The sequence below is a fragment of the Aequorivita soesokkakensis genome (assembly GCF_001641085.1).
GTDB classification, from domain to species: Bacteria; Bacteroidota; Bacteroidia; order Flavobacteriales; family Flavobacteriaceae; genus Aequorivita; species Aequorivita soesokkakensis.
The window spans coordinates 13645-39458 of the sequence record NZ_LXIE01000023.1 but is presented as its reverse complement, the minus strand read 5'-3'; the positions used below and the strand labels follow the sequence as shown (position 1 = coordinate 39458).

At 37.6% G+C, this 25814-nt stretch carries 24 protein-coding genes and 1 tRNA gene; 11 read left to right on the top strand and 14 right to left on the bottom strand.

All coding sequences use genetic code 11. The annotated features are described in order from the left end of the window. Positions 1 to 9: 9 nt before the first annotated feature. Positions 10 to 2238 (bottom strand): ribonuclease R, encoded by a 2229-nt coding sequence (gene rnr / locus A7A78_RS08745; protein WP_068762079.1) that lies wholly within the window; start codon positions 2236 to 2238, stop codon positions 10 to 12. 111 nt (positions 2239 to 2349) lie between these two features. On the opposite strand from rnr, the gene A7A78_RS08740 reads away from it, so the two are divergent. The 4 genes from A7A78_RS08740 (at position 2350) to A7A78_RS08725 (ending at position 5074) form a co-directional block, all read left to right on the top strand. Beyond that, positions 2350 to 2589, top strand: a complete 240-nt coding sequence (locus tag A7A78_RS08740; protein ID WP_068762078.1) for a hypothetical protein — start codon at positions 2350 to 2352, stop codon at positions 2587 to 2589. Between the two features lie 656 nt (positions 2590 to 3245). Then, complete coding sequence (rpiB, locus tag A7A78_RS08735) at positions 3246 to 3677, top strand: ribose 5-phosphate isomerase B (RefSeq protein ID WP_068762077.1); 432 nt, start codon at positions 3246 to 3248, stop codon at positions 3675 to 3677. A 9-nt stretch (positions 3678 to 3686) separates the two neighbouring features. Continuing rightward, complete coding sequence (locus A7A78_RS08730) at positions 3687 to 4616, top strand: cation diffusion facilitator family transporter (RefSeq protein WP_068762076.1); 930 nt, start codon at positions 3687 to 3689, stop codon at positions 4614 to 4616. Between the two features lie 17 nt (positions 4617 to 4633). Continuing rightward, entirely contained in the window at positions 4634 to 5074 is a 441-nt protein-coding gene (locus tag A7A78_RS08725; protein ID WP_068762075.1) for a GNAT family N-acetyltransferase, read from the top strand. On the opposite strand, the gene A7A78_RS08720 is transcribed toward A7A78_RS08725, so the two are convergent. From A7A78_RS08720 to A7A78_RS08680, 9 genes are all read right to left on the bottom strand, one after another. Then, positions 5064 to 5435 (bottom strand): hypothetical protein, encoded by a 372-nt coding sequence (locus A7A78_RS08720; RefSeq protein WP_068762074.1) that lies wholly within the window; start codon positions 5433 to 5435, stop codon positions 5064 to 5066. The genes A7A78_RS08725 and A7A78_RS08720 overlap by 11 nt on opposite strands. Before the next feature lie 73 nt (positions 5436 to 5508). Then, complete coding sequence (locus A7A78_RS08715; protein ID WP_068762073.1) at positions 5509 to 6327, bottom strand: sterol desaturase family protein; 819 nt, start codon at positions 6325 to 6327, stop codon at positions 5509 to 5511. Further along, positions 6327 to 6746 carry an OmpA family protein gene (locus tag A7A78_RS08710; RefSeq protein WP_068762072.1) on the bottom strand — a complete coding sequence of 140 codons (420 nt, stop codon included), beginning with the start codon at positions 6744 to 6746 and terminating at the stop codon, positions 6327 to 6329. Before A7A78_RS08710 ends, A7A78_RS08715 begins: the two co-directional genes overlap by 1 nt. Next, a complete protein-coding gene (locus A7A78_RS08705) occupies positions 6743 to 8365 on the bottom strand; it encodes a S41 family peptidase (RefSeq protein ID WP_068762071.1) in 1623 nt (540 codons plus the stop codon). The genes A7A78_RS08710 and A7A78_RS08705 overlap by 4 nt, the downstream gene beginning before the upstream one ends. A gap of 86 nt (positions 8366 to 8451) precedes the next feature. Continuing rightward, entirely contained in the window at positions 8452 to 9270 is an 819-nt protein-coding gene (locus A7A78_RS08700; protein WP_242649266.1) for a DUF4349 domain-containing protein, read from the bottom strand. Continuing rightward, entirely contained in the window at positions 9254 to 9619 is a 366-nt protein-coding gene (gene rnpA, locus A7A78_RS08695; protein ID WP_068762069.1) for a ribonuclease P protein component, read from the bottom strand. Before rnpA ends, A7A78_RS08700 begins: the two co-directional genes overlap by 17 nt. Positions 9620 to 9691: 72 nt before the next feature. Continuing rightward, positions 9692 to 11527: a M1 family metallopeptidase gene (locus tag A7A78_RS08690; RefSeq protein ID WP_068762068.1), complete on the bottom strand. Its 1836-nt coding sequence runs from the start codon at positions 11525 to 11527 to the stop codon at positions 9692 to 9694. After that, a complete protein-coding gene (locus A7A78_RS08685) occupies positions 11527 to 13194 on the bottom strand; it encodes a S8 family peptidase (protein WP_068762067.1) in 1668 nt (555 codons plus the stop codon). Before A7A78_RS08685 ends, A7A78_RS08690 begins: the two co-directional genes overlap by 1 nt. Before the next feature lie 15 nt (positions 13195 to 13209). After that, positions 13210 to 14070 carry an MBL fold metallo-hydrolase gene (locus tag A7A78_RS08680; protein WP_068762066.1) on the bottom strand — a complete coding sequence of 287 codons (861 nt, stop codon included), beginning with the start codon at positions 14068 to 14070 and terminating at the stop codon, positions 13210 to 13212. Between the two features lie 140 nt (positions 14071 to 14210). On the opposite strand from A7A78_RS08680, the gene A7A78_RS08675 reads away from it, so the two are divergent. Both A7A78_RS08675 and A7A78_RS08670 read left to right on the top strand, forming a co-directional pair. Then, the gene (locus A7A78_RS08675; protein ID WP_068762065.1) at positions 14211 to 16079 is read left to right on the top strand and encodes a cation:proton antiporter; all 1869 of its coding nucleotides are present in this window, start codon (positions 14211 to 14213) and stop codon (positions 16077 to 16079) included. Positions 16080 to 16116: 37 nt separating this feature from the next. Continuing rightward, the gene (locus A7A78_RS08670; protein ID WP_068762064.1) at positions 16117 to 16344 is read left to right on the top strand and encodes a hypothetical protein; all 228 of its coding nucleotides are present in this window, start codon (positions 16117 to 16119) and stop codon (positions 16342 to 16344) included. Between the two features lie 13 nt (positions 16345 to 16357). Here A7A78_RS08670 and lepA read toward each other — a convergent pair whose 3' ends face one another. Then, positions 16358 to 18154: a translation elongation factor 4 gene (lepA, locus tag A7A78_RS08665; RefSeq protein WP_068762063.1), complete on the bottom strand. Its 1797-nt coding sequence runs from the start codon at positions 18152 to 18154 to the stop codon at positions 16358 to 16360. Positions 18155 to 18368: 214 nt separating this feature from the next. Between lepA and A7A78_RS08660 the strand changes: the two genes are divergently transcribed. From A7A78_RS08660 to A7A78_RS08650, 3 genes are all read left to right on the top strand, one after another. Further along, positions 18369 to 20789 carry a TonB-dependent receptor domain-containing protein gene (locus A7A78_RS08660; protein WP_068762062.1) on the top strand — a complete coding sequence of 807 codons (2421 nt, stop codon included), beginning with the start codon at positions 18369 to 18371 and terminating at the stop codon, positions 20787 to 20789. 79 nt (positions 20790 to 20868) lie between these two features. Further along, positions 20869 to 21861: a tRNA dihydrouridine synthase DusB gene (gene dusB / locus A7A78_RS08655; RefSeq protein WP_068762272.1), complete on the top strand. Its 993-nt coding sequence runs from the start codon at positions 20869 to 20871 to the stop codon at positions 21859 to 21861. Between the two features lie 68 nt (positions 21862 to 21929). Further along, the gene (locus A7A78_RS08650) at positions 21930 to 22586 is read left to right on the top strand and encodes a ferredoxin reductase domain-containing protein (protein WP_068762061.1); all 657 of its coding nucleotides are present in this window, start codon (positions 21930 to 21932) and stop codon (positions 22584 to 22586) included. Positions 22587 to 22621: 35 nt separating this feature from the next. Here the strand turns inward: A7A78_RS08650 and A7A78_RS08645 are convergent, their stop codons facing one another. Both A7A78_RS08645 and rbfA read right to left on the bottom strand, forming a co-directional pair. Then, complete coding sequence (locus A7A78_RS08645) at positions 22622 to 23827, bottom strand: ABC transporter permease (RefSeq protein WP_068762060.1); 1206 nt, start codon at positions 23825 to 23827, stop codon at positions 22622 to 22624. 1 nt (position 23828) lies between these two features. Continuing rightward, positions 23829 to 24242 carry a 30S ribosome-binding factor RbfA gene (rbfA, locus tag A7A78_RS08640; RefSeq protein ID WP_094746096.1) on the bottom strand — a complete coding sequence of 138 codons (414 nt, stop codon included), beginning with the start codon at positions 24240 to 24242 and terminating at the stop codon, positions 23829 to 23831. An 88-nt stretch (positions 24243 to 24330) separates the two neighbouring features. Between rbfA and mce the strand changes: the two genes are divergently transcribed. Both mce and A7A78_RS08630 read left to right on the top strand, forming a co-directional pair. Beyond that, complete coding sequence (gene mce / locus A7A78_RS08635; RefSeq protein ID WP_068762059.1) at positions 24331 to 24738, top strand: methylmalonyl-CoA epimerase; 408 nt, start codon at positions 24331 to 24333, stop codon at positions 24736 to 24738. Between the two features lie 50 nt (positions 24739 to 24788). Next, positions 24789 to 24862 (top strand) — tRNA-Ile (locus tag A7A78_RS08630). A gap of 351 nt (positions 24863 to 25213) precedes the next feature. Here A7A78_RS08630 and A7A78_RS08625 read toward each other — a convergent pair. After that, on the bottom strand, positions 25214 to 25801 hold the full coding sequence (locus A7A78_RS08625) for a riboflavin synthase (RefSeq protein WP_068762058.1): 588 nt from the start codon (positions 25799 to 25801) through the stop codon (positions 25214 to 25216). Between the last annotated feature and the right edge of the window lie 13 nt (positions 25802 to 25814).

The window sequence follows — 25814 nt, the reverse complement described above, 5'->3', positions numbered from 1 at the left end:
TTTAAATTTTTAGTTTTTATAATCCTTTCGGTGACCAAGCATAGTAAAATCAAGGTGTTTTTTCACTAAATCTGCATTCTTCACTTTCACATAAACTTCATCACCAAGACGGTAAACATTTTTTGTACGCTGACCAATTACTGCAAATTCTTCCCTGTCAAATTCGTAACGATCATCGCTTAAATCCTGCAAACGAACCATTCCTTCACATTTATTCTGCATAATTTCCACATAAATTCCCCATTCGGTTACTCCAGAAATTACACCCAAAAAATCTTCGTCTTTGTGGTCCTGCATATACTTCACTTGCATATATTTTATGCTATCGCGCTCTGCGTTTGTTGCAAGATTTTCCATGTCGCTACTGTGACCACATTTTTCTTCGTATTCTTCTTCTTTTGCAGATTTTCCACCGTCCAAATAATGCTGAAGAAGTCTGTGAACCATCACATCGGGATAACGACGAATTGGTGAAGTGAAATGTGTATAATAATCGAAAGCCAAACCGTAATGGCCAATGTTATGCGTTGTGTACATTGCTTTACTCATACTTCTGATGGCAAGCGTATCAATCAAATTTTGTTCTTTTTTTCCTTGAACATCTTTTAATAACTTGTTCATTGATTGGGCTGTGGAATGGCGGTCTTTGGTGTTCAGTTTATAACCGAAACGCTTGATTATATTTTCCAAAGCTGCAATCTTTTCATCATCCGGTTCGTCGTGAACGCGATAGACAAACGTCTTTTTAGGCTCCTGTTTTCCTATAAATTCAGCCACACTTCTGTTTGCCAAAAGCATAAATTCCTCAATCAGTTTGTTCGCATCTTTACTTTCCTTGAAATAAACTCCTTCCGGATTGCTGTTTTCATCTAAAATGAATTTCACTTCCACTTTATCGAAAGAAATAGCACCGGCACGCATACGTTTTGTTCGCAAAGTTTTTGCCAAACGGTCCATTTCCAGAATTGCGGCTGCTATTTCAGGTTTTACAGTGTATTCTTTGTCTGTAATGGAAATGTTTGAAGGAATTTCAAGGTTCAAAGACTTCTCGACTGCGCTCGAAGTGACATTCGTTTCTATAATATGCTGCGCTTCTTCATACGCGAAACGGGCATCACTGTAAGTTACCGTTCTTCCGAACCACTTTTTTACAACTTCAGCTTTTTGGTTCATTTCAAAAACTGCAGAAAAAGTATATTTTTCTTCATTTGGCCGAAGGGAACAAGCGTTGTTTGAAAGAATTTCAGGAAGCATCGGCACTACTCTATCTACCAAATAGACTGAGGTTGCACGCTCGTAAGCTTCATCGTCCAACTCATTTCCTGGAGTTACATAATGTGAAACGTCTGCAATATGGATTCCTATTTCGTAATTTCCATTCTCCATTTTTTCAAAGGAAAGCGCATCATCAAAATCCTTTGCATCTTTTGGATCTATCGTAAAAGTCAAAACATCGCGCATATCGCGGCGTTTTTTAATTTCCGAAGCTTTTATTGAAGTATCAATTTTATTGGCAAAATCCTCTACTTCCTGTGGAAATTCATACGGAAGTCCGTATTGAGCCAAAATGGAGTGAATTTCAGTATTATGTTCGCCGGGCATTCCGAGAACTTTAATAACGCTTCCAAACGGAGAATCAGCTTTTTCTGGCCAATCTTCCATTGCTACCAATACTTTTTCACCATTTTTTGCACCGTTTATTTTATTCTTCGGAACAAAAATATCTGTGTACATTTTATAATCGGTAACGTCCACAAAGGCGAAATTTTCCTGCACTTGAATGGTACCGACGAATTCGGTTCGTTTTCTTTCTATAATCTTTGTTACTTCACCTTCGGTCTTTCCGCCTTTTTTACGCTTAAAAACATACACTTCAACAATATCGCCGTTTAAGGCTTTGTTTAGGTTTTTGCTTTTCACATAAATATCATCCTCTAAATCCTCAACGATAATATAACCTTGGCCACGGCCCGCTATATCTACTTTTCCGGTGTAATAATTTTGTGAAGGGGTAAGTATATATTTGCCGCGCTCAATTTCCTGAATCGTCCCTTTCCCTTGCAGATCCTTTAGTTTTTTTACTATTTGATTTCTACTGCTGGGGTCGTCCAGTTGTAGTTTTGAGGCAATTTGTTTGTAGTTGAAAGCTTGTGAATGATCTTTCCGAAGAATGTTTAAAATAGTTTGGGAAAGATTTTCAATTTTATTGTTTTTCTTTTTTCTTTTGTGTTTTGGCATAGTTGTTTTTGTAATTAGCGTAAAAGTACTACTTCTCAAAGAATGACGTGTTTACATTAGGAAAGATTTAGTACCTTAGGAAAGCTCACTGAATTTTTATAAAAGTCTAAAATGAAGCACTTTAAAACAATTGCTATTTTTCAATATCCTGCGGAATATGCGGTGCTTCAGCTTTTGTTTGATCAAGAGGAACTACGTTATTTTTTTCAAAATGAAACGATGATTAGCGTTTTTCCTTTTTATTCCAACGCTTTTGGCGGTATTCAGCTTAAAGTTCATATTGAAGACATTGAAGAAGCGGAAGAAATTATTAAAAATCTGGATCATCCATCTAATTTGAAAATAGTTTAAAAAGTTGAATCAAGACATAAGAACCAAGATTCAAGACAAAACTATTATTCAAATTAAATTTTAAAAGTCTTGGCTCTATAATCTTGGCTCCTGTTTCCTTTTTTTATTGTTATCAACATCTATTTATACATCATTTCTTTTTTTTGAAATTTTAAAATAAAAAATGGTGATTATTATAGGATGTTAATATGTACAATAACTTTTTGAAGTTTTGTTTTGAAATCAATTTATTGTTTTTTAATAATAGGTTATTAACATATATTTATGATTTAAATGCCTTTCAAATAATGTAATAGCATGAATAATGAACAACTGTGAACAACATAATTTCACAACCTATAATTGATAAGTTTTTCTAAAATTTTTGTTTGAAAGGGAAGAAATTGTGCTCACAAATAGCAAGCAAAAAATGACTTAAATTTTTGGTGTTCTGCAAATTTAAAACCTATTGTAAATATTCTTTACACTTGCAATTTTACTTGTCGTAATTCCGCAAACAAATATCAACAATGTTGTTAACCAAACTATAAAGGCATCGTTAAGAAATCGTTATCAATTGAAAATCAATTATTATTGAACAGAAACCTTGGTATAATTAAAATTCTATTTCTACTTAAATAAAAAGCCGATGTTTTATCTTTGAAAAAAATATAGTTATGAAAATCTCCATCGGCAACGACCACGCAGGTACAGAATATAAATTTGAAATTATTTCCTTTCTTGAAAAAGAAGGTCATACGGTTATTAACCATGGAACTGACTCTGAAGCAAGCGTTGATTATCCAGATTTTGTACATCCCGTTGCGGCAGATGTTGAAAACGGAAATGTAGATTTAGGAATCATAATCTGCGGAAGTGGAAACGGAGCAAATATGACCGCAAATAAACATCAAAAAGTACGTTCCGCACTTTGCTGGACTAAAGAAATTACCGAATTGGCGCGTCAACACAACGATGCCAATATTTTGAGCATTCCAGCCCGATTCACCAGCAAACCACAAGCTGTTGAAATGGTAAAAACTTTTCTAAAAACAGAATTTGAAGGCGGCCGTCACCAAAACCGCGTTGAAAAAATAGCCTGTTCATAATCTAATAAAATGGCGCATAACCACGCACATTCCCACAACGATTCGCATGGGCATTCCCACCCAGATTTGAAAGGAAGAAAACTGTTGCTTTCCATTCTTTTAAATATTGGAATCACCGTTGCCCAAGTAATTGGTGGCTTGATTTCTGGAAGTTTATCCCTGCTATCCGATGCGCTTCACAATTTCAGCGATGTGCTTTCACTGATTGTAAGTTACATTGCCGACAGATATTCAAAAAAAGACGCTTCGGTTACCAAAACTTTCGGTTACAAACGGGCAGAAATAATAGCAGCATTCGTGAATTCGGCTACTTTAATCGTGGTTGCAATCTATCTTATTTACGAAGCAATCCTTCGCTTTATGGATCCGCATACAATTGAAAGCGGCTTGGTTATTTGGCTCGCAATTTTAGGCATTGTTTTCAACGGCTTTAGCGTTTTGCTGCTTTTTAAAGATTCAAAAACTAATATGAATATGCGTTCGGCATATCTTCATTTGTTTACTGATATGGCCGCTTCGGTCGCTGTTTTGATTGGCGGTTTGTTGATGAAATACTTTGAATGGTTTTGGGTAGATAGCCTGTTGACGGTTTTAATAGCGCTCTATTTATTGATAATGGGCTACGGTTTGTTGAAAAGCTCTTTCAAGGTTTTGATGCTTTTTACGCCAGATGACATAAATTTAGAAACTATTAGCGAGGCTATTTGTAAAATTCCCGAGATAAAAAATGTGCACCATATGCACATTTGGCAGCTCAACGAACAGGAAACACATTTAGAGGCGCATGTAGATTTTTATGAAGACGTTACCCTCACCCAGTTTGATGCAGTGCTAACAAAGGTGGAAGAAGTACTTTTTCATGACTTCGGAATAAACCATGTAACCATTCAACCGGAACACCAAAAAGACGACCCAAAAGATATTATTGTACAGGATTGATTTTTTAAAAAGAAGCTATGGAAATTCAAGTAAAGAATTTTGAGGAATTGAGCACGAAGGAACTTTATGATCTTTTGCAATTGCGAAGTGAGGTTTTTGTAGTGGAACAGGATTGCGTTTATCAAGATATTGATGGAAAGGATGAACGCGCCCTTCATATTTTAGGTTGGGAAGACGGTAAATTGGTAGCATACACCCGCTGCTTTAAAGCAGGCGATTATTTTGACGAAGCGTCCATAGGAAGGGTTTTAGTGCGCGAAAATTACCGAAAATTGGGTTACGGCCATGAGATTACCAAAGCTTCTATAAATGCGATTAAAACAAACTATAAAGCCGATAAAATAAAGATATCGGCTCAAGTGTATTTGGTTATTTTTTATGAAAGCCACGGTTTTAAAACCTATGGCGATCGCTACTTGGAAGATGGCATTCCGCACATCGCGATGGTTAGAGCTTAATTAGATTCTTTTCCAAATTAAGGTCTTTCAGCATTTCATCCGTAAACTTATAATGCCCGCGGCGTGTAATTATTTTGAAACGCTGGTTCCGCATGCGGGTCAACGTATCCAAAAACTGCCATTTGGATTTTAGCAATCGCGGTTTCTCAGATTTTAGACTGATTTCAAAATAATGTTTAATTCCCGCGCGATCTGCTACTATGTCTGGAGTAATTACCACATCACTATCTTTTTTGTGATAGGATTTTGGAGTTTCATAACCTTCCACATCGGCCTGAATGTGTTCAAAACCCCGGTTCTCTAAATAGGCCACAGATTCTTTTAGAATCTCCTTGTTTTCGTCTCTTTCTGATTGTACCATAAACGCTAAGATACAACACCATTGATAAACAGGCGGTTAACTTTATGTTAACTAAACTGTGATAGTGTTAAAGTCACTTTTTATAATGAATGGATTTATCGAAAGGAAGCTGTAATTGTTGTAAAATATCTTCATCATTGCGATGGTCAGCAATGTCCAAACCATATTTAATTTCCGAAGTTTTTCCGTAGACAAACGTGCCAAACAATCGATCCCAAATTGAAAGCATATTTCCAAAATTACTGTCCGTCCACGGCATTTGAAAATGATGGTGGAATTTGTGCATGTTTGGAGTAACGATAATGTAGCTGAGCACTTTGTCCAATTGCTTCGGAAGCGAAATATTTGCGTGTGTGAAATAGGTAAAAAGCACACTTAAAATTCTATAAAATAGATAAAAAGCAATCGGCATTCCCATAATTACAACGGCAATCAAAGCAAAAGTTTCCCGAATAATAAAGTCGAAAGGATGATGGCGCGTGCCCGTGGTTACATCCACATTTTTATCGGAATGGTGTACGGTGTGCAGCCGCCACATCCACTTTACTTTGTGAAGCAGATAATGCACAAAATATTGCGCAATCAAATCCAAAATCATAATTGAAAGCAGCAATTTCAACCAAACCGGCGCCTCAAAAAGTTGAAGTAAACCAAAATTCGAATTGTTTAACCAAAGAAAAACACCCACGGTTGCAATTCCGAAAACTACGTTTATCAACATTACAAAAGCCAGCAAAATCAAGTTGGTTTTTGCGTGTCGCCATTTGTTGTATTTTGTAAAAACGAGTTTGTAATACCCTTCAAAAATCCAGAAAATAGTGAGGACAAAAAACACCCAACCGGCTTTCATCCAAACGGGCATTGTTTCGAAGAAGGTTAGGAAGGATTGCATTATTTATTGGATTCAAGGTAAACTATAATATCTACACAACTTTGCTGTGAATGCGCATCATTGTAATGCAAATCGTATGTGTCGTCTGATTCACCAATCCAAGTCATATAAAACTTAGATTTATCTATAGAATTTAACTTTTCAATTTCATTGAAAACAGAAAAAGCCCTTTTTTTTGATAACTCAAAATTATAATTTTCAGTTCCTGATATTGTTGAATATGCAAAGATTTTAAGAAAAGAAAAATCGGGTGAATCTAAAAGTTTAGCAATTTTAGAAATTTCTATTAAATCTATATTATCGAGTTTATAGGAATTTTTGTCAAAATGAATAGTTTTTTCAATCGTATTTTGACCATAAAATGACATAGAAATAAATAAAATAAAAAATAGGTTAGTTAATTTAAATGTCATTTTCATTTCAAAATCTTATTATACCGCCCAGCATCATTCAATACAGCAACCGCCTCTAAAATCTCGAGATTGTGTTCAATTTGATAATTATACAAACCTTCGCGATAAAAATAACGCTTTAAAATTTCGTCCATCAACAACGATTCTATTTCCACTTTTTTGTCAACAATTGCCTTGTCTTTTGCAGAATCAATTGCCGCCATAAGTTGATTGTAACTCGCCGAAATATCTTTGCTCATATCGTCATCTTCAGAGATTTTTAAACCTTCAGCAAACTTCTTTTCTGTTTCGGTTTCGTATTCAAAATTGTTATCTTTTAAAAACTTCAGAAAATCCTGAAAATCCGCTTCCCCGAATTTAAAGTTTTTCCAATCCGCCATTTGGTGGCTGTAATAATATTTTGTGGCGTAATCAAAAATGGCGTTGTCCTTTAACAAAGCGGTTGTAATCGGGCTGAAAACAGCGGACTCCAATTGTACATCGGGCAAAATTCCACCACCGTCATAAACCGTTCTTCCGCCCTTGGTTTTAAAAGCGTTGTATTCCTTTGCATCTTTCCGAACGGGATCGCCGTTTTCATCGCGGTGCCAATAATCCAAAGCTTGAATGCAACGGCCACTGGGTGTGTAATAGCGCGAAATGGTTACTTTCAACTGCGTTCCGTAAGTCAATTTTTTTGGACGTTGAACCAGTCCTTTCCCAAAACTGCGCGCGCCAACAATCACGGCTCGATCCAAATCCTGCAACCCGCCGGAAACAATTTCGCTGGCAGAAGCGCTTCTGCCGTTAACCAAAACCACCAACGGAATTTCAGTATCAACGGGCTCATTTTTGGTTTTATAAGTTTGGTTATACTTTTCGATTACGGATTTTGTGGTTGTGATTACTTCGTCTTTTTCCACAAAAAGGTTTACCACGTTTATGGCTTCATTTAAAAGTCCGCCGGGATTTCCGCGCAAATCCAAAATGATTTTTTTGGCGCCCTGCGATTTTAAATCCACCAAAGCGGCTTTGGTTTCAAAAGTTGTTCTGCCGTTGAATTGGCTCAAAACAATATAGCCAATATCATTATTTATCAATTTATAAAAAGGAACCGCTTTAATTTCAACGGCATCTCTTGTAATAGTCGCCGTAGCTGTTTTTCCTTGTCTTTTATAGGTTATATTAACTTTTGAACCTGGCGCGCCCTTCAGTAATTCTCCCGCATCGTCCTCCAAATCTGCAATTGTAACATCTCCAATTTTTATAATTTCATCGCCGGCTTTTAGCCCAGCTTTGTCTGCGGGATAACCTTGGTAGGGTTCAACGATAATTATCTTATCTTTTTTGCTTTGGGCGGAAGCGCCAATGCCCGTGTAAATGCCGGAATTGTTGATTTTAGCATCTTCAACCTGTTGTTCGTTCCAGTAAACGGTATATGGGTCCAAATCTTCCAACATACCTTTTATGGCTTTGTCCATTAGGGTTGCCGGAGTTACTTCATCCACATAATTCATATTAAGTTCCTTAAAAAGTGTGGTGAAGATTTCTATCTGTTTCGCAATTTCGAAGAAATCACTTTTGAAACTTACGGTTGTAAAAAATATGCCAACGGCGATGATGGGAATTAGGATTCTCTTTTTCATGTTTTTTAAGTTAATGAGTTAGTAATTAATGGGTTATTAAAAGGTTTTACTCGCTTAACTTAATAACCCAATAACATAATAACTTTTTAATTTTTCTTTCTTCTCTTCAGAAATATACGAATAATGACAATTATAATAATAGCAAAGAGAAACAATGGCCAAAGGTAAAGAACACCTAAGAAAAACACCGAAATGCCGTTCCAGCCACCTTGGAAGGCGTTTTTCATTTTTTGACCGTAGGATTGTGTAATTCCTGTTTCTGCGGTGGTTTTATAGAACTCAATGTTTACGGTGCTCATTGAAACCTGATTTTGAAGATACTGCAAACGGCCCTGTTTTGCTTCAATTTCCTCGCGAATGTTGGAAAGTTCGCGTTCTATTTGTAGCATTTCCTCCACTTTATTTGCTTTTTTCAGCAACTCAAGATAACGCTCTTCCAAAACGCGTTTCGCTTTTAAACGGGCTTCCAAATCCACGAATTCCTCGGAAACATCTTGTCTGGAAATGTCGCGCTGGTCGAAATAATCAACGCCTTCGGAAATTCCGTCAATGAACGGCTGAAAATTTTCTGTCGGAATACGAACAGTTAAGTTTTTATAAATTCGGTTGTAATCTTTCCCGCTATTGTCGCTTTGTACCAAGCCTTTGTATTGTGAAGCAAGTTGAAGAATTTTTTTATGTGTGGCTTCCACATCTTTGGTTTCAAAAGCCAAACGGGCGGTTTTGATGATTTTTTGTTCCTGCTCAACAGGAATTAGCTCTGCTGACATTTGATTGGCAACAATAGATTCTTCGGCCACATCCATGCCTGCCATTGAGGAATCTCTTTCGTAATTTTTGTTGGAACTTCCGTTTGAACATCCCAAAACAAACAATAAAAGTAAAGCGCTAACTATTTTCATCATACAATTTTTTAAGCAGCTTTACCATTGCGTTTTCCAGCTCGGCGTACTGCGGTTTGACTTTTCCTAAAAAAAGAAAGAGCATCACAAATTTCTTGCCGTGAATTTCCTCAAGCAATTGTTTGTTAAGCCGATAGGCTTCCCGTAGCTGTCTTTTAACTCGGTTTCTATCTACGGCAGATTTAAAATTTCGTTTTGGAACGGCAAAGGCAGCAAGATTTGTTTCAAGGTTTTCCTTTGGAAGAAAAAAAACTTTTATAGGAAATTTGGAATGTGTTTTTCCTTCCAAAAACAAATTTTCTATTGTTTTGGAGCTTTTTAATTTTTGGCTTTTGGGAAATTTTTGGTTCACAATGTAAATATATAAAAAGACCCCGCAGTATTTAGTACTTGCGAGGTCTCTTTGAAAAAAGGAATGTAAAGATTATTTTGTTCCGTAGGTATTGTTTTCAAGATCTAGATCGGCCATTCGCTGTGTGGCGTCAATTATCATATTTTTTACTTTTTTACCGTTATTTATTTCGAACGTATAGGTTGGGTATGCCCACGCCCAGTCTTCCAAAACGGTGCGTTTTAGTTCTGTAAATGGATTTGGTTTTTCGCCCCACATCATTCGCAAGGGAATGTAAAAAAGTTCCTGCGAACCGTCTTCATATGTAACATAAAGGTCTATTGGCATTGGCATCAAACCGATTCTTTCTAAAGTTACTTTTGTGGAATTTCCTTCGTTTTCCACAGCTTTTATTCCGTAATCGATAGTATTTGTGGTCTGTGTCCAATCAGTCAAATACCAATCCAGTTCAAAACCGGAAACCTTTTCCGCAGTGCGGATAAAATCATTTGGAGTTGGATGCTTAAACTTGAAATCTGAATAATATCTTTTCAAAGTTTTTGAAAGATTTTCTGGCCCAATAACATATCCTAATTGCGATAGAAAAACCGAACCTTTGCTATATGCGTTTATTCCATAAGCGCGGTTGGTGGCATATCTATCTGCGTGCGTGGTTTGCGGTTGTTCCTGCCCGCTGGCGGCCATTAGTATATATCCGCGATAGGAACCAATATGTGGGTTTGTTTTTTTCTGATCCATCACAAGATTCATTGCTTCGCTGGAAATATAAGATGTAAAACCTTCGTCCATCCATTCATGTTTGCTCTCGTTAGTTGCCAAAACGAACTGAAACCATGAATGTGCAAGTTCGTGCGCGGTTACGCCAACAAGGCTTCCAAATTCGCGCTCTCCGGTAATCATTGTGCACATTGCATATTCCATTCCGCCGTCGCCACCTTGGATTACGGAGTATTGTTCATAAGGATATTGCCCTACATTTTCGTTGAAAAATTGCATGAGTTCAGCGGTTTTTGGTTGTAGGTTTTTCCAGTTTTCAGCAATTTCGGGATCGTTTTTATAAAAGAAGTGAAGCGTAACACCGTTAGGACCTGGATAGGTGTCATGCACATAGTTATCATCTGCCGCCCAAGCAAAATCGTGAACGTCTGGCGCCAAAAAGTGCCAAGTGTATTTTCCTTTTACGGAATGCATAGGTTTTTGCCCGGGAACGGTATAACCATGACCCACCTCAGCTGGGTTCTGAAGATAACCTGTTCCACCTATTGTATAGTTTTCATCTATGGTTATGGTTACGTCAAAATCGCCCCAAACACCGTAAAATTCGCGGCCAATATAAGGATCGGCGTGCCAACCTTCAAAGTCGTATTCAGCAAGTTTTGGGTACCATTGTGTCATTGTAAGCGCTACCCCGTCTGCATTATTTCTGCCCGAACGGCGAATTTGCAACGGTACTTGTGCGTCCCAATTCATATTAAAAACGGTGCTTTCACCAGGAAGTATTGCCTTATTGAGCATTACTTCCATCACGGTTCCTTTTATAACATACTTTGCAGCTGAACCGTCTTGCGTAAAAAGTGTTGGTTTGATGTAGCCAATTTCCGAAGGGGAAAGTTTTGAAATTCTATCCGTAACGCGGCTATCTGGATCAACGATGGTTCGCGAACGCACGTCCATTTCACTACCAGGCTGAAAGGCGTTGAAATAAAGATGATAGAAAACCTTGTTTAAAGTGTCTGGGGAATTGTTTGTGTATTTTAATTCCTGTGTTCCTTTATACTGAAAGGTTTTCACGTCCATTTGAACGTTCATTTTATAATCAACTTCCTGTTGCCAATAGCTATTGTTGTTTTGGGCAAAAGCCGAAAAAAATACTGCCGTTAAAAAGAATCCACTTAAAATATATTTCATTATTTAGACATTTTATCGGCCATAATCAGCGCGTTATACAGGTTTACCATTTTCCCTGATTTTGAAATATTTGCGAAAGAATCTGTATTGGATTTATCTCCTCCCAAAACAACTTTCGTATTCGTTGTAAGTCCACTATCCATTAAAATTTGTTTTACCTGTTTTGCGGAAAGATTTGGATAATAAGAACGAACCATTGCTGCAACCCCGGCAACTTCTGGTGCGGCCATTGAAGTTCCCTGTAAATATTCATAAGTGCTCAGTGGAGTTGTTGACCAAATTTTTACACCTGGTGCAAACACGTCAACATTCGTTTTTCCATAGTTTGAAAAGTCCGCAACTAATTCGCTTCCGTATTTAAAATTCAATGCTCCAACCGTTAAAAAGGAATCTGCCATTTCGGAACCATTGTCAAATTGATCGTTCGGATAAATGTTTACAGTGTCCAAATCCAGTCCATCGTTTCCTGCTGCATTCACGATCAAAACATCTTTTGAGGCAGCATATTTAATGGCGTCATAAACCCAATCTGCGTGTGGCGAATAATATTTTCCAAAACTGGTGTTCAAAACTTTTGCGCCATTGTCCACTGCATAACGAATAGCCAAAGCAATATCTTTATCATACTCATCACCGTCCGGCACAGCGCGAACTACCAAAATTTTAACGTTATTGGCAACCCCGTCCATCCCAATTTTATTGTTTCGTTGTGCGGCGATAATTCCAGAAACATGAGTTCCGTGTTTTACATTATCTCTTGTTGGGTCTGGTCCCGCAACATTATTATCTCCGTAAATATTGTCTGTAATATCTTCAGGATTATCACCTAAAACAGAACGGAAATCTTTTGTAGTATTGAAATTATTTTCCGCTCTTCCAGTGAAATATTCAATACCATTTTCAAGCTCTTTTATTACTTCCGGAACCGAATCAGCATAATTCAGCATTTGGTTTAGCATTGCAATTTGTTGTCTTTCCTCTGCTGAAGGATTTTTAATAGCGGAAAGGTCTTCTTTAGTATAATTTTCCTTTCCAAGTTTTTTGGCAATTGCATTGTGGGTTGGCTTTAATTGCGAAAGAATTTGCTCATAACGAACTTTACCTTCATTATTGTCTGCCATTTCCTTTTCAAATTCTGCTTTTGCTTTTTGGTAAAGCGCGAATTCCTTTCTATCTGCAGCACTAATGGACGCTTCACTTTTTCCTTCATATTTTGGACCGAACTTTCTTACTATGCGAACATACTCCATGTTTTCGCCCGTAATATTTCCAAGGAAATTCCAGCCGTGGATGTCATCAACATAACCGTTTTTATCATCATCAACCCCATTTCCGGCAATTTCGCCCGGGTTGGTCCAGATTACATTTTTAAGATCTTCGTGGTCAATATCAACACCGCTGTCAATTACACCAACAATAACAGTTTGTCCTTTTCGGTTTTTGATTATTTCACTGTAAGCTTTGTCAACGCTCATTCCCGGAATCGTGTCTTTTACCAAGTCCATTGCTGGCCAATGCTTTAATTGTTCATCAGCAAGAGGTGTAATTTTTAAAGGATTGGCATCAATATTTTGGATGGGGGTGGCTACAATAGCAGCGCCGCTGCCACAACTTGCCAACACAGTTGACATTGCAACTGCAAAAAGAGTGATCTTAAAGATTTTCATTTGTGAAATAATGTATTAATTAAAAAATTCATTGAGTGATAAGGTTTCGTTCAAGCGAACGCCTTTGTCAGTATTTTGAACCGTTATTATCGGGTTGTGTGCATCGTGTTCGAGGAAAAGATAAAAATTGTTTTCAGCAGCTTTGTTGAGGAATTTTTCTTTTTCAGGAAGCGTCAACAATGGGCGCGTGTCATAGCCCATCACGAAAGGAAGTGGCAAATGGCCCGCCGTTGGTAGCAAATCTGCCATAAAAACAAGTGTTTTTCCTTTATAATTTATATGGGGAATCATTTGTTTATCGGTATGCCCGTCAACGAAAAGAATTCCGAAGTCAAGTTCATTGGCTTCCGCAAAATCTGAATTGGGCTGCGAAACAAATTTCAACTGTCCGCTTTCCTGCATCGGTAAAATATTTTCCTTTAAAAAGGAAGCTTGCTCTCTTCGGTTTGGTTCTGTGGCCCATTGCCAATGGTCTTTGTTGCTCCAATAAGTTGCATTTTTAAAAGCAGGCTCATAACCTGTTCGGTCTTTGTTCCACTGAACGCTTCCGCCGCAATGGTCAAAATGTAGATGTGTCATAAAAACATCGGTAATATCGTCGCGTTTAAATCCGTATTTTTTAAGGGAATCGTCAATGTTGTAATTTCCCCAACGGTAATAATAATTGAAGAATTTTTCGCTTTGTTTATTGCCCATTCCCGTATCTATCAACGTAAGTCGATTGCCATTTTCAATAAGAAGACAGCGCGCGGCAATATCTATCATATTATTCTCGTCGGCTGGATTGGTTTTGCTCCAAAGGGTTTTGGGCACAACGCCAAACATGGCGCCACCATCAAGTTTAAAATTACCAGCTTCAATGGGGAATAATTGCATACTTTGAAAGAAATGAGTCGCAAATTAATAAAAGCGTTACATTAAGAAGGGCGTAGAGTAAATTAATTATACTATTTTTAACAAATCGTTAATGTTTTACCCCGACCAAATATGTTTAATTTAGCCGAAAACCTAACCAAATGGTAGAACTTGCAGGAATTATAATTTTAGGAATCTTGGCCCAGTGGGTCGCATGGAAATTTAAAATCCCTGCCATTCTACCCTTAATTTTGATCGGTCTTTTGGTCGGGCCACTTTCTACTTTTATGTCTGAAGATGGAAATCAATGGCTTCAACCAATCTGGAATGGTGAAAAAGGACTGTTTCCCGGTCAAAATCTTTTCTATTTTGTATCGCTTGCTGTTGGAATTATTCTTTTTGAAGGAGGACTGACCCTAAAACGCGACGAAATTTCAAAAGTTGGCCCCGTAATCGGGAAGCTTATAAGCATTGGTGCGGCAATAACTTTTATTGGTGCCGGTGTTGCGGCTTATTATGTGTTTGGTTTAAGTTGGCGTATATCTTTTCTTTTTGCAGCTTTAATAATTGTAACGGGACCTACTGTAATTACGCCTATTTTAAGAAATATCCCTCTTAAAAAAGATGTTGCTGCAGTTCTTCGGTGGGAAGGAATCCTCATTGACCCCATTGGTGCTTTAGTTGCAGTACTTGTTTATGAGTTTATAAGTGTTGAGGGCGACTCAGGCTATACAAAACAGGCTTTGCTTGATTTCGGAAAAATCGTTTTAATAGGTATGGCATTTGGAATTTCGGCAGGGTATGCACTTTATTTCTCAATAAAAAAGAAACTTGTGCCGCATTATCTTTCCAACGTTGTTTCGCTTTCTATGGTAATGGCGGTTTTTGTAATCAGTGATCTTTTTGCGCACGAATCCGGTCTTTTGGCAGTAGTTGTTATGGGAATGTTTCTAGGAAATAGCAATTTGCCAAGCCTTAAGGAACTTCTTTATTTTAAAGAATCGCTTAGTGTTTTACTGGTTTCCATACTTTTTATTCTGCTTGCCGCAAACATAAGCGTGGAGGATCTTTTGTTAGTCTATAATTGGAAAACCGCAATTCTGTTGGCCATTGTCATTTTCGTGCTGCGGCCCTTGACGGTCTTTGCGAGTACTATAGGCTCTTCGCTTAAAACAAATGAAAAACTTTTCATTAGCTGGGTGGGGCCGCGCGGGATTGTTGCTGCGGGTATTTCTTCACTTTTTGGCACACAACTGGTTTCAAAAGGAGTAGTTGGTGCAGAATATATTACACCTTTAGTTTTTGCCGTTGTTTTGGTAACGGTAATCATAAACGCCACAACGGCTAGGGTTATGGCTAGTTGGATGGGTGTCTTTTTAAAGAAATCTGAGGGAATAATTATGGTTGGAGCATCAAAAGCATCTAGATTAATCGCTACTTATTTACATAAAAATAATAGGCACGTGGTTTTGATAGATTCCAATCAATTAAATATAAATAGAGCAAAAGAATTGGGTCTGGAAGCTTTTACCGCTAACATTTATGCAGACGATTTGACCGACAACATAGAATTGAATGATGTGGGTTATTTACTCGCAATGACGGGAAGTGACGAAATTAATAAGCAGGCAATTAATCGATTTGGAAAATATTTCGGGGAAAACGGAACATTCCGTTTGATGACTTCGGAAGAAATGCGCGAACGCCAAAATCTAGCTGCCAAGGAGTTGTTTTCCTATACCCACGATTATACTCGTTTTACGGAAGTGGCGCAGGATTTTCCATCAATTCAGGAAATTCCAGTGGAAAGCCATAACCAATTTTTGCGGGTGCTTAATATTATTGGCGAAAATGAAAATGCAATTCCACTTTTTCTGAAGCGTCCCAACGGATTTTTAGACCTAATAAATGCACCAACAGAGTTGGAGGTAGAAGCAGACAGCAGTTTGGTTTATCTGGGGAAACCTATGGATTTTGAAGATGTTGTGAATGCAACACGAACGGAAAACGAAGGAAAATCCAAAAAATAATTTCACCATAAAACCGTTTCTATAAAAAACATTTTAAATGAAGAAATATTCTATCATTACAGCGATAGCTTGCAGTCTTTCCCTTTTTTCCTGTAAAAAAGATGACGGTGTTTCCTGCACCACCTGTTCTTCGCCTGAAACAGCCAGTTTTCAAGTATGCGAAGAAAATGATGGAAATGCTTCCGTTAACGGGCAAAACACGGGAACGCCCTATGATACTTATATTTCAGGGCTGGAACAAGCTGGAGCGAGCTGCGGAAATTAAATTTACAAAACTTTTAATCGTTCAACTTAAGCACCGCCATAAAAGCTTCCTGCGGAATTTCCACATTGCCCACTTGGCGCATGCGTTTCTTTCCTTTTTTCTGCTTTTCCAAAAGTTTTCGCTTTCGCGAAATATCACCTCCGTAACATTTTGCGGTAACGTCTTTACGCAAGGCTTTAACAGTTTCACGCGCAATAATTTTTGCTCCCACTGCAGCTTGGATAGGAATGTCAAATTGCTGCCGCGGAATAAGCTGTCGCAATTTTTCACAGATTTTCTTGCCAATATCATAGGCATTATCACGGTGAAGCAAAGCCGAAAGCGCATCCACGATGTTTCCGTTTAAAAGAACGTCAACTTTCACAAGATACGATTGGCGCATCCCAATTGGCGAATAATCAAAAGAAGCATACCCTTTTGAAACGGTTTTCAACCTATCGTAAAAATCGAAAACTATTTCTGCCAAAGGCATATCGAAAGAAAGTTCAACTCTTTCGGTTGTTAAATAGGTTTGGTTGGTTATTTCGCCTCTTTTTTCGATACAAAGTGACATCACGGAACCAACAAAATCTGACTTTGTGATGATTGTTGCTTTAATATATGGCTCTTCAACACGGTTCAGTTTTGAAGGATCCGGCAAATCGGAAGGATTGTTTACCAAAATAGGAACGTCCGGCTCTTTATTGCTAAAAGCGTGATAGGAAACGTTTGGAACGGTTGTAATTACCGTCATATCAAATTCTCTCTCCAGTCTTTCCTGAATAATTTCTAAGTGAAGCATCCCTAAAAACCCACAACGGAAACCAAAACCAAGGGCGGCGGAACTTTCAGGAATAAAAACCAATGATGCATCGTTCAATTGCAACTTTTCCATGGAATTTCGCAACTCTTCATAATCTTCGGTATCAACAGGATAAATTCCTGCGAAAACCATTGGCTTTACGTCTTCAAAACCTTCAATCATATTGACCGTGGGGTTTTTGGAATCGGTAATTGTATCGCCCACTTTTACTTCTTTGGCTTCTTTTATTCCGGTAATCAAGTAACCCACATCACCAGTTTTAATAACATCTTTGGGTTGTTGTTTCAGTTTCAAAGTTCCTACTTCATCAGCAAAATAGCTTTTCCCGGTAGCCATAAATTTTATGTGCTGTCCTTTTTTTATTTCGCCATTCAAGACTCTAAAATAAGTTTCAACGCCGCGGAAAGGATTGTAAACAGAATCAAAAATCAAGGCCTGTAATGACTCATCCGGATTACCTTTTGGCGGTGGAATACGCTCAATGATAGCGCTCAATATTTCGTCAATACCCAATCCCGTTTTTGCGCTTGCCGGAATCACTTCTTCGGCTTTGCAGCCCAAAAGATTCACAATATCATCTGTAACTTCCTCTACGTTTGCCGAGGGAAGATCTACTTTGTTCAGAACCGGAATTATTTCCAAATCGTTTTCCAAAGCCAAATATAGGTTTGAAATGGTCTGTGCCTGAATGCTCTGCGCAGCATCAACAATAAGCAACGCCCCTTCACAGGCGGCTATTGAACGGGAAACTTCATATGAAAAATCCACGTGGCCGGGAGTGTCTATCAAGTTCAGCGTATATTTTTCGCCGTTGTAAACATAATCCATCTGAATGGCGTGACTTTTAATGGTAATACCGCGCTCGCGCTCCAAGTCCATATTGTCAAGCAATTGGTCCTGTTTTTCGCGATCGGTTACGGTACCGGTGGCGTCCAAAAGACGGTCTGCCAAGGTACTTTTCCCGTGGTCAATGTGGGCAATAATGCAAAAATTGCGAATATTCTTCATAAAAATTCCTTCTCGTGCTATAAGTTGCAAATATAGATTAAAAGAGTGATTATACAGTCTATCATTAATGCATCTAAAATAATTGCAAAAAGTATGTTTTTGTTTAATAATTTTTTAACATATTTGTACTAATATAGCTGCATTTCAGCTATGTTATTTGTTTTCTCCCCAGATAAAGAAAAAGAATAACGGGTGTCTCCCCAGATATCTACTTATGTTGACAAGATTATTTATTTTATTATGCTGCTTGCATAGCGGTATTTTAATGGCGCAGGACATTTTAGTTACTGGGAAGGTTACCGATGCGCAAAACCTACCATTATCTTTTGTAAATGTTTTGGTATATGAAGACCAATCTGAAACCCTTTTAGCAGGAACCACAACTGATGAAGATGGTTCCTTTAGTTTGAAAGGATTAGAAGAGGGTTTATATACAATCAGTTTTACCTACATAGGTTTTGAAAGTATTGACCAGAAAATTCAACTTTCCTCAAACAAAAACCTCGGAACTATTATTTTAAATGAAAGTGCTGAGATGCTGGACGAAACGGTTGTAAATGCAAAGCTACCAACCATTAAGAAAACAGCGGGCAAGTTAGTTTTCAATGTAGAAAACACTTCACTTTCAGTAGGCAGCACAATGGATCTTTTGAAGAAAACTCCCGGCGTTGTTGTAATTGGTGAAAATATTCAAGTGAAATTTTCAACCCCCATAGTTTATATAAACGGAAAACGGGTTTACCTTTCTTCTTCGGAAGTAGCTTCACTTTTGGAAAATACAGATGCGGGCAATATAAAGTCAATTGAAGTTATTACAAATCCTTCTTCAAAATATGATGCCGAGGCTGGAACTGTACTCAATATTGTTACTTCAAAAGCAATTTCCATTGGTTACAAAGGGACAGTAAACGCAACCTATGAGCAAGCAATTTATCCCAAATACAGCCTGGGGACTTCACATTTTTATAAAAACAATTGGTTGAACGTTTACGCCAGCTATACCTATGGCAAAAGGAAGGAGTATAAAGAGGATGAAAATTACATTCGTTACTTTGAAGCTGATGAAGTCTCCACAAAATCTATATGGGAAACCAATTTTAACCGAACTACAAAAAGCGAAAACCACAACGGAAATATCGTATTGGATTTTGCCTTGAATGACAAAAACACCATTAGCGTAACCTCAAATATTTCTGTTTCGCCCAAAGTTGATTATTACAACAATGGGGAATCTTTTATATATAATCCGCAACGCCAGCTAGATTCAACTATTACAACCTTAAGCCATGTAAATTATGACAAGGAGAACCTAACCTTTGCGCTAGACTACAATAGAAAGCTTAACGATAAAGGTGCTACTTTTACTGCTTCAGCAAATTATATTTATTACAAACACGGGCAAGGCCAAAGTGTCAGCTCCGATTATTTGTTGGCAAATGGCGATTTTTTAAGAAACAATAGTTTTTATACAGATTCAAGACAGAAGAGCGATATTTTTACAGGACAAGCCGATTTAGCCACGGAATTATGGGAAGGCTCCCTGGAAATGGGCATTAAATTCAGCAGCATTGATACCGAAAGCATGCTAGATTTTTTCGATACAGAAATCAATGGAAATGTCTTTAATAACGCACTGTCCGATGATTTTAACTATAAAGAAAACATTTACGCAGAATACATAAATTATCAAAAGGATTGGGATAAATGGAGCATTACCCTTGGGCTTCGAGGTGAGTACACAGATATTGATGCAATATCGCGTTCGTTGGGTAAAGTGAACACCCAACAGTATTTTGATTTTTTTCCTTCTGCCTCTTTTCATTACACGATCAACGAAAATAATGGCATTGGTTTAAGTTATAGCAGAAGTATTGAACGACCACGTTACCAAAGCTTGAACCCATTCAAATATTTTTTAACAGATAGGGATTTTAATAGTGGCAATCCTAATTTGGAGCCAGCTATTGAAGACATAATTACTCTGGCTTTTGATCATAAAAACAAATTGTTTTTTGAATTCTATTATCAAAATATTGAGAATAGTTTGGAGGAGCTTACCTTTCAAAACAACAGTAATAGTATTTTGGAAAGAGTGGATGCCAACTTGATAAAAAGCTACCAATATGCTTTTGACATTACTTACGTTAATTCGCTCACCACATGGTGGTGGATGCATTTACGCACTTCTTCTTTTTATTTGGCAAAAGAATTTTACGCTTTTCAAAGCGCTCAGGAAAAATATACCAATGATACTTTCGGGCAATACATTTCCACTACAAATAGTTTTGCCATAACAAAAAACCGCTCTTTTACAGCAGACCTAACAGCTTCTTATATATCCAATTTTGTATTTGGCGATCGATACTTTAAAAACCAAACTTATGTAAATATTTCCTTGAGGAAAGAATTGTGGAGCAAACGTGCCAGCATAACAATGGGAGTGGATGATCTTTTTGACACCTTGAAAGATATGTCTTCCATTTCGCGTTATTATAACCAAGACAACCATTTTTATGCAAATCTGGAATACCGGGTTTTTCGTTTAGGCTTTAAATATAATTTTGGAAACGCGCGACTTCGCGACAACAGCAAAAAAATTAAGACTGACGAAGGTGATAGGTTAGAGGAAAAGTAACCAGCTCCAAATCAACCAAAACAAACAACACATCTTATTTTATTGATATTTACTACTTTTGCAGTTCAAAAAGAAAGAATTGCCAAAAATAGGAAACATACAACTACCAGATTTTCCATTGCTGCTCGCACCGATGGAAGACGTTAGCGATCCGCCTTTCCGAGCACTTTGCAAAGAACAGGGCGCTGATGTGGTTTTTACTGAATTTATCTCTTCCGAAGGGCTTATTCGTGATGCCGCCAAAAGCGTGATGAAGCTTGATATTTACGAAAAGGAGCGTCCCGTAGGCATACAAATTTTCGGTGCAGTTTTGGAATCCATGCTTCGCAGCGTTGAGATAGTTGAAGCCAGCGGCCCGGATATTATTGATATAAACTTTGGCTGTCCTGTAAAAAAAGTAGTTTCAAAAGGTGCTGGTGCCGGAATCTTGAAAGATATCGATTTAATGGTAAGTCTTACAGAAGCTATGGTAAAACACACCAAATTACCTATTACCGTTAAAACCCGCTTGGGCTGGGACCACGACTCCATAAAAATTGTTGAGGTTGCCGAACGTTTGCAAGATGTGGGCTGCCAAGCCCTTTCAATTCATGGCCGAACACGCGCTCAAATGTATAAAGGTGACGCTGATTGGAAACCCATTGCCGAAGTAAAAAACAATCCGCGAATGCACATTCCAATCTTTGGAAATGGCGATGTTGATACACCCAAAAAAGCAATGGAAATGCGCGATAAATACGGTTTGGACGGCGCAATGATAGGCCGTGCAAGCATAGGTTATCCCTGGTTTTTTAAGGAAGTAAAACACTACTTTAAAACTGGCGAACATTTGCCGCCTCCAACAATGCTGGAACGCGTTGATGCTGCAAAACGTCACCTGCAAATGGCAATTGATTGGAAAGGCGAAACTCTTGGTGTTTTTGAAACCCGCCGCCATTATACAAACTACTTTAAGGGCATTCCAAACTTTAAGGAATACCGAATGAAAATGGTAACCAGTGATGATTCTGCCTCAGTATTTGAAGCATTTGATGAGGTTTTGGAAGCCTTTGGAGATTATGAATTCGCTTAAATGGATTATGAACTTTTAAGTATTATTATCTACAAATCCTTGTTAACTTTGAAGTTCAAATTAGTGTAATGCAAAGTCTCAAAATACTCAACACCCATTTTATTACCCATAATGTAAAACGCTTTGTATTAGAAAAGCCCAAAGGGTTTAAATACACTCCCGGACAATCGGCACAAATATCCATCAATCTGCCAGACTGGAAAGACCAGATTCGCCCGTTTACATTTACTTCTTTACAAAGTTGGAATTATCTAGAATTTATCATTAAAATATATGATGACCACGAAGGCGTGACTTTCCAAATGGGAAAGCTGAATGCGGGCGATGAATTGTTGCTTCACGATGTATATGGAACGATTCATTATAAAGGCCCGGGAATATTCATTGCCGGCGGTACAGGAATAACCCCATTTATTTCAATTTTCAGGGCACTTTTCGAGAGTGGAAATCTGCGGAATCTTGCGCTTTTGTATTCAAATAAAACCAAGGATGACATTATTTTGCACGATGAATTGACCAAGATGTTGGGACCGGCATATAGAAATGTATTCACCCAAGAAGGAGTGATTGGTTTTCGCGAGCGCAGAATTGACCGTAAATTTCTGATAGAAAATATTGGCGACTTTGATTCTCGATTCTATGTTTGTGGCCCCAAGGTTTTTACGGAAGAAATTTGTGATGCGTTGGTAAGTTTGGGAGCAGACCCTGAATATCTTATAATTTAAGTATTTTAAAAATAACAGAAAGAGAGCTTTCAGGATTAAACCAACAACTTTTCCCGTACTCTGCTTGAGGCAATTTTTGAAGCAAGAACACCCAAAACGCTTATTGTAGCAAAAACAATCACAATATTTATAACTTTCAATTGAACGGGATAGGGCAAAGTGCTTGTTATTGAAACAAATTCAAATTTTAACTGCGCCAATACTGCAAGAATCCCTAAAAAAATACCCAGCATTCCGCCAAGCAAACTCATCAATGTTCCCTGCAAAAAAAAGATTCGTCTAATTTCCTTTAAAGATGCGCCCATATTATAAAGGGTTTTAATGTTTTTCCGCTTGTCTAAAACCATCATAATTATGGAGCCGATCACATTAAAAAGTGCAATAATAACAACCAAGGTAGCAATAAGATACACCGCGAGATTTTCAGCATTCAGCATTTTGTAGAGCGCATCATTTTGCTGGATGCGGTTTTTGATAAGAATGTTTTTTGGAAATATTTCTTCAATTTTACTGCGCACCTTTTCTTCGGAAGCGTTTGGCAACAGCTTCATTTCAATGGAAGAAATTTTTGTGCTGTCCATTGAAAGTAAGTTTCGGGCAAAGTCCAAATCAGAAAAAACATATTTCGCGTCCAGATCTTCATTAACTTGATAGACGCCGGAAACAACAACATTTTCTTTATTAAAAGCTTCGGAAGGATCCAATGCGTTTAACTGCCCCGTTCCGGGTTTTGGAACATAAACTTCCAACAAATTTGAATAATCGTTTACGCCCATCGAAAGTTTAGCAATGGTGGAAAGACCAACAACCACTTGATGTTCGTGTGGAACAAACCATTCTCCAAAATACATTATACTGTCCAATTGGGTCACTTTTCCATAGCGGGAATCCACACCTTTTATATACGCGATGTGGTTTTTCCCTTTGTAATGTAGAAAAACGCGTTCCTCAATTATTTCTGAAAAGTTTTGGATTCCTTCAATATTTTGAAGTTGTGCTTTTTGAGCTTCCGAAAAAGTAATCGATTTTCCGCTTTCCGGCAGAATTTTTAAGTCGCTATCAAATTCATTGGTAAACTGAAGGCTGAAATCCTTTAAACCCGAAAATCCCGAAAGCACTATAAACAAAGACATCGCGCCCACCACCACGCCAATAGCAGCTATGGCTGTAATAATGTTTATGGCATTATTACTGCTTTTTGAAAACAAATAACGCTTGGCGATGTATAGCGAAAAATTCAAGTTATGATTTTTTTCGTTTCGGAAGCAAATCTGGGTTTTTCAATGGATTTTCCTCGCCTTTTACGGCTTTGTCAATCTTTTCGATATATTCCAAAGAATCGTCGTTGTAAAAGAAAAGATCGGGCATTTTCCGCAGTTGATGCTTGGTAAGCTGCGCAATTTGATGCTTTATGTTCGACTTTATTTTGTTTAGCTCCACTACAATCGTTTCCGCTTTATCTGCAGGAAACACACTAACATAAACCTTTGCAATAGAAAGATCTGTGGTCACACTCACTTTGCTTACCGAAATAATAATGCCCATCTGCCCGGCTTCGCGAAGCATATTTTGAAGAACGTTTGCAAGATCGCTTTGCAAAACGCCGGCTATTTTTTTTTGTCTGTTGCTTTCTTCCATACTGCAAAAATAGAACATAAAACCGTACGGAATGTTAATGAAGCCACAAGCTTGTTGAAATTCAATGGAATTAAGTTTGTATTTTTGAACCAACAAAGAAGAATATATGGATAAAATTGAACATATAGGTATTGCTGTAAAGAATATTTCCGAAGCTAACAAAATATATGAAGCATTGTTGGGAAGTTCTCCTTACAAAAGTGAAAAAGTGGAAAGCGAAGGTGTTAAAACTTCCTTTTTTCGTTGCGGTGAAAGTAAGATTGAATTATTGGAAGCTTCAAATCCGGATAGTCCAATTGCAAAATTCATTGAAAAAAAAGGGGAAGGAATTCATCATATAGCTTTTGCTGTGAAAGATATTAAAGCGGAGATGGAACGACTTAAAAATGAGGGCTTTATGTTGTTGAATACTATTCCTAAAAAAGGAGCGGACAATAAATTGGTAGCATTTCTACATCCAAAATCTGCAAATGGAGTATTGGTAGAGCTTTGCCAAGAAATTGAGAATAAGTAAAAATAGTTTTGCTGAATATATAAAGTGTTTTACATTTGCAAACTATTATCGGTCCCATAGCTCAGCTGGTTAGAGCATCTGACTCATAATCAGAGGGTCCATGGTTCGAGCCCATGTGGGACCACTTTTTTATAAATGGCTAAGAATGAGCCAAAGTAAAACGAGTTTTAAAGGCAATTTTCATATTAAAAATGAGTTATTAAACATTCTATAACTCATTTTTTTATTTGAGGATAAAAAAAAATTATTACTTTAGGCGCATAAACACGATCCCCAAATCGTTAATGAACAACCATGGTATCACTTATATATAACGTTTTAATTTTTTTGGTACAGGCAGCGTCAAGCAACCAAGCGCCGCCACCTCCTTCTCAAAATCGTGGGCCTAACTACCCAATTGACGATAATATATGGGTATTGTTAGTAGTTGGTATTCTATTCGGAGTTTATTTAATTTATAAAAGAAATCGTTCTTCTATAAATAAGGCGTCATAAGGTTTTTTACATACTTTCCTATAATATCAAACTCCAAGTTTACTTCGCTTCCTTCTTTTATTTTCTTAAAATTTGTATTCTCAAAAGTGTAGGGAATAATGGCAACACTAAATTCCTCTTTTTTAGAATTTAATACCGTTAAGCTCACACCATTTATTGTAATGGATCCTTTTTCAACAGTGCTAAACGCAACATTCGTATACTGAAATGTGAAAATCCAACTCCCGTTCACTTCATCAATATTTTTACAAATGGCAGTTCCGTCAACATGGCCTTGAACAATGTGGCCATCCAATCTGTCGCCAAGCTTCATTGCTCTTTCCAAATTCACCAATGATCCTTTTGTTAGTTTTTTTAAATTTGTTTTCTCCAAAGTTTCTTTGATGGCGGTAACAACGTATGCCCCGTCTTTTATTCTTATAACCGTCAAACAAACACCATTGTGCGATACGCTTTGGTCTATTTTCAGCTCATGAGCCAAGGGGCTTTTTATTTCTATATGAATATTTTCACCTTCTTGGGTAAGTTGGTTTATTTCGCCAACAGTTTCAATAATTCCTGTAAACATCGTTGCATTTAAT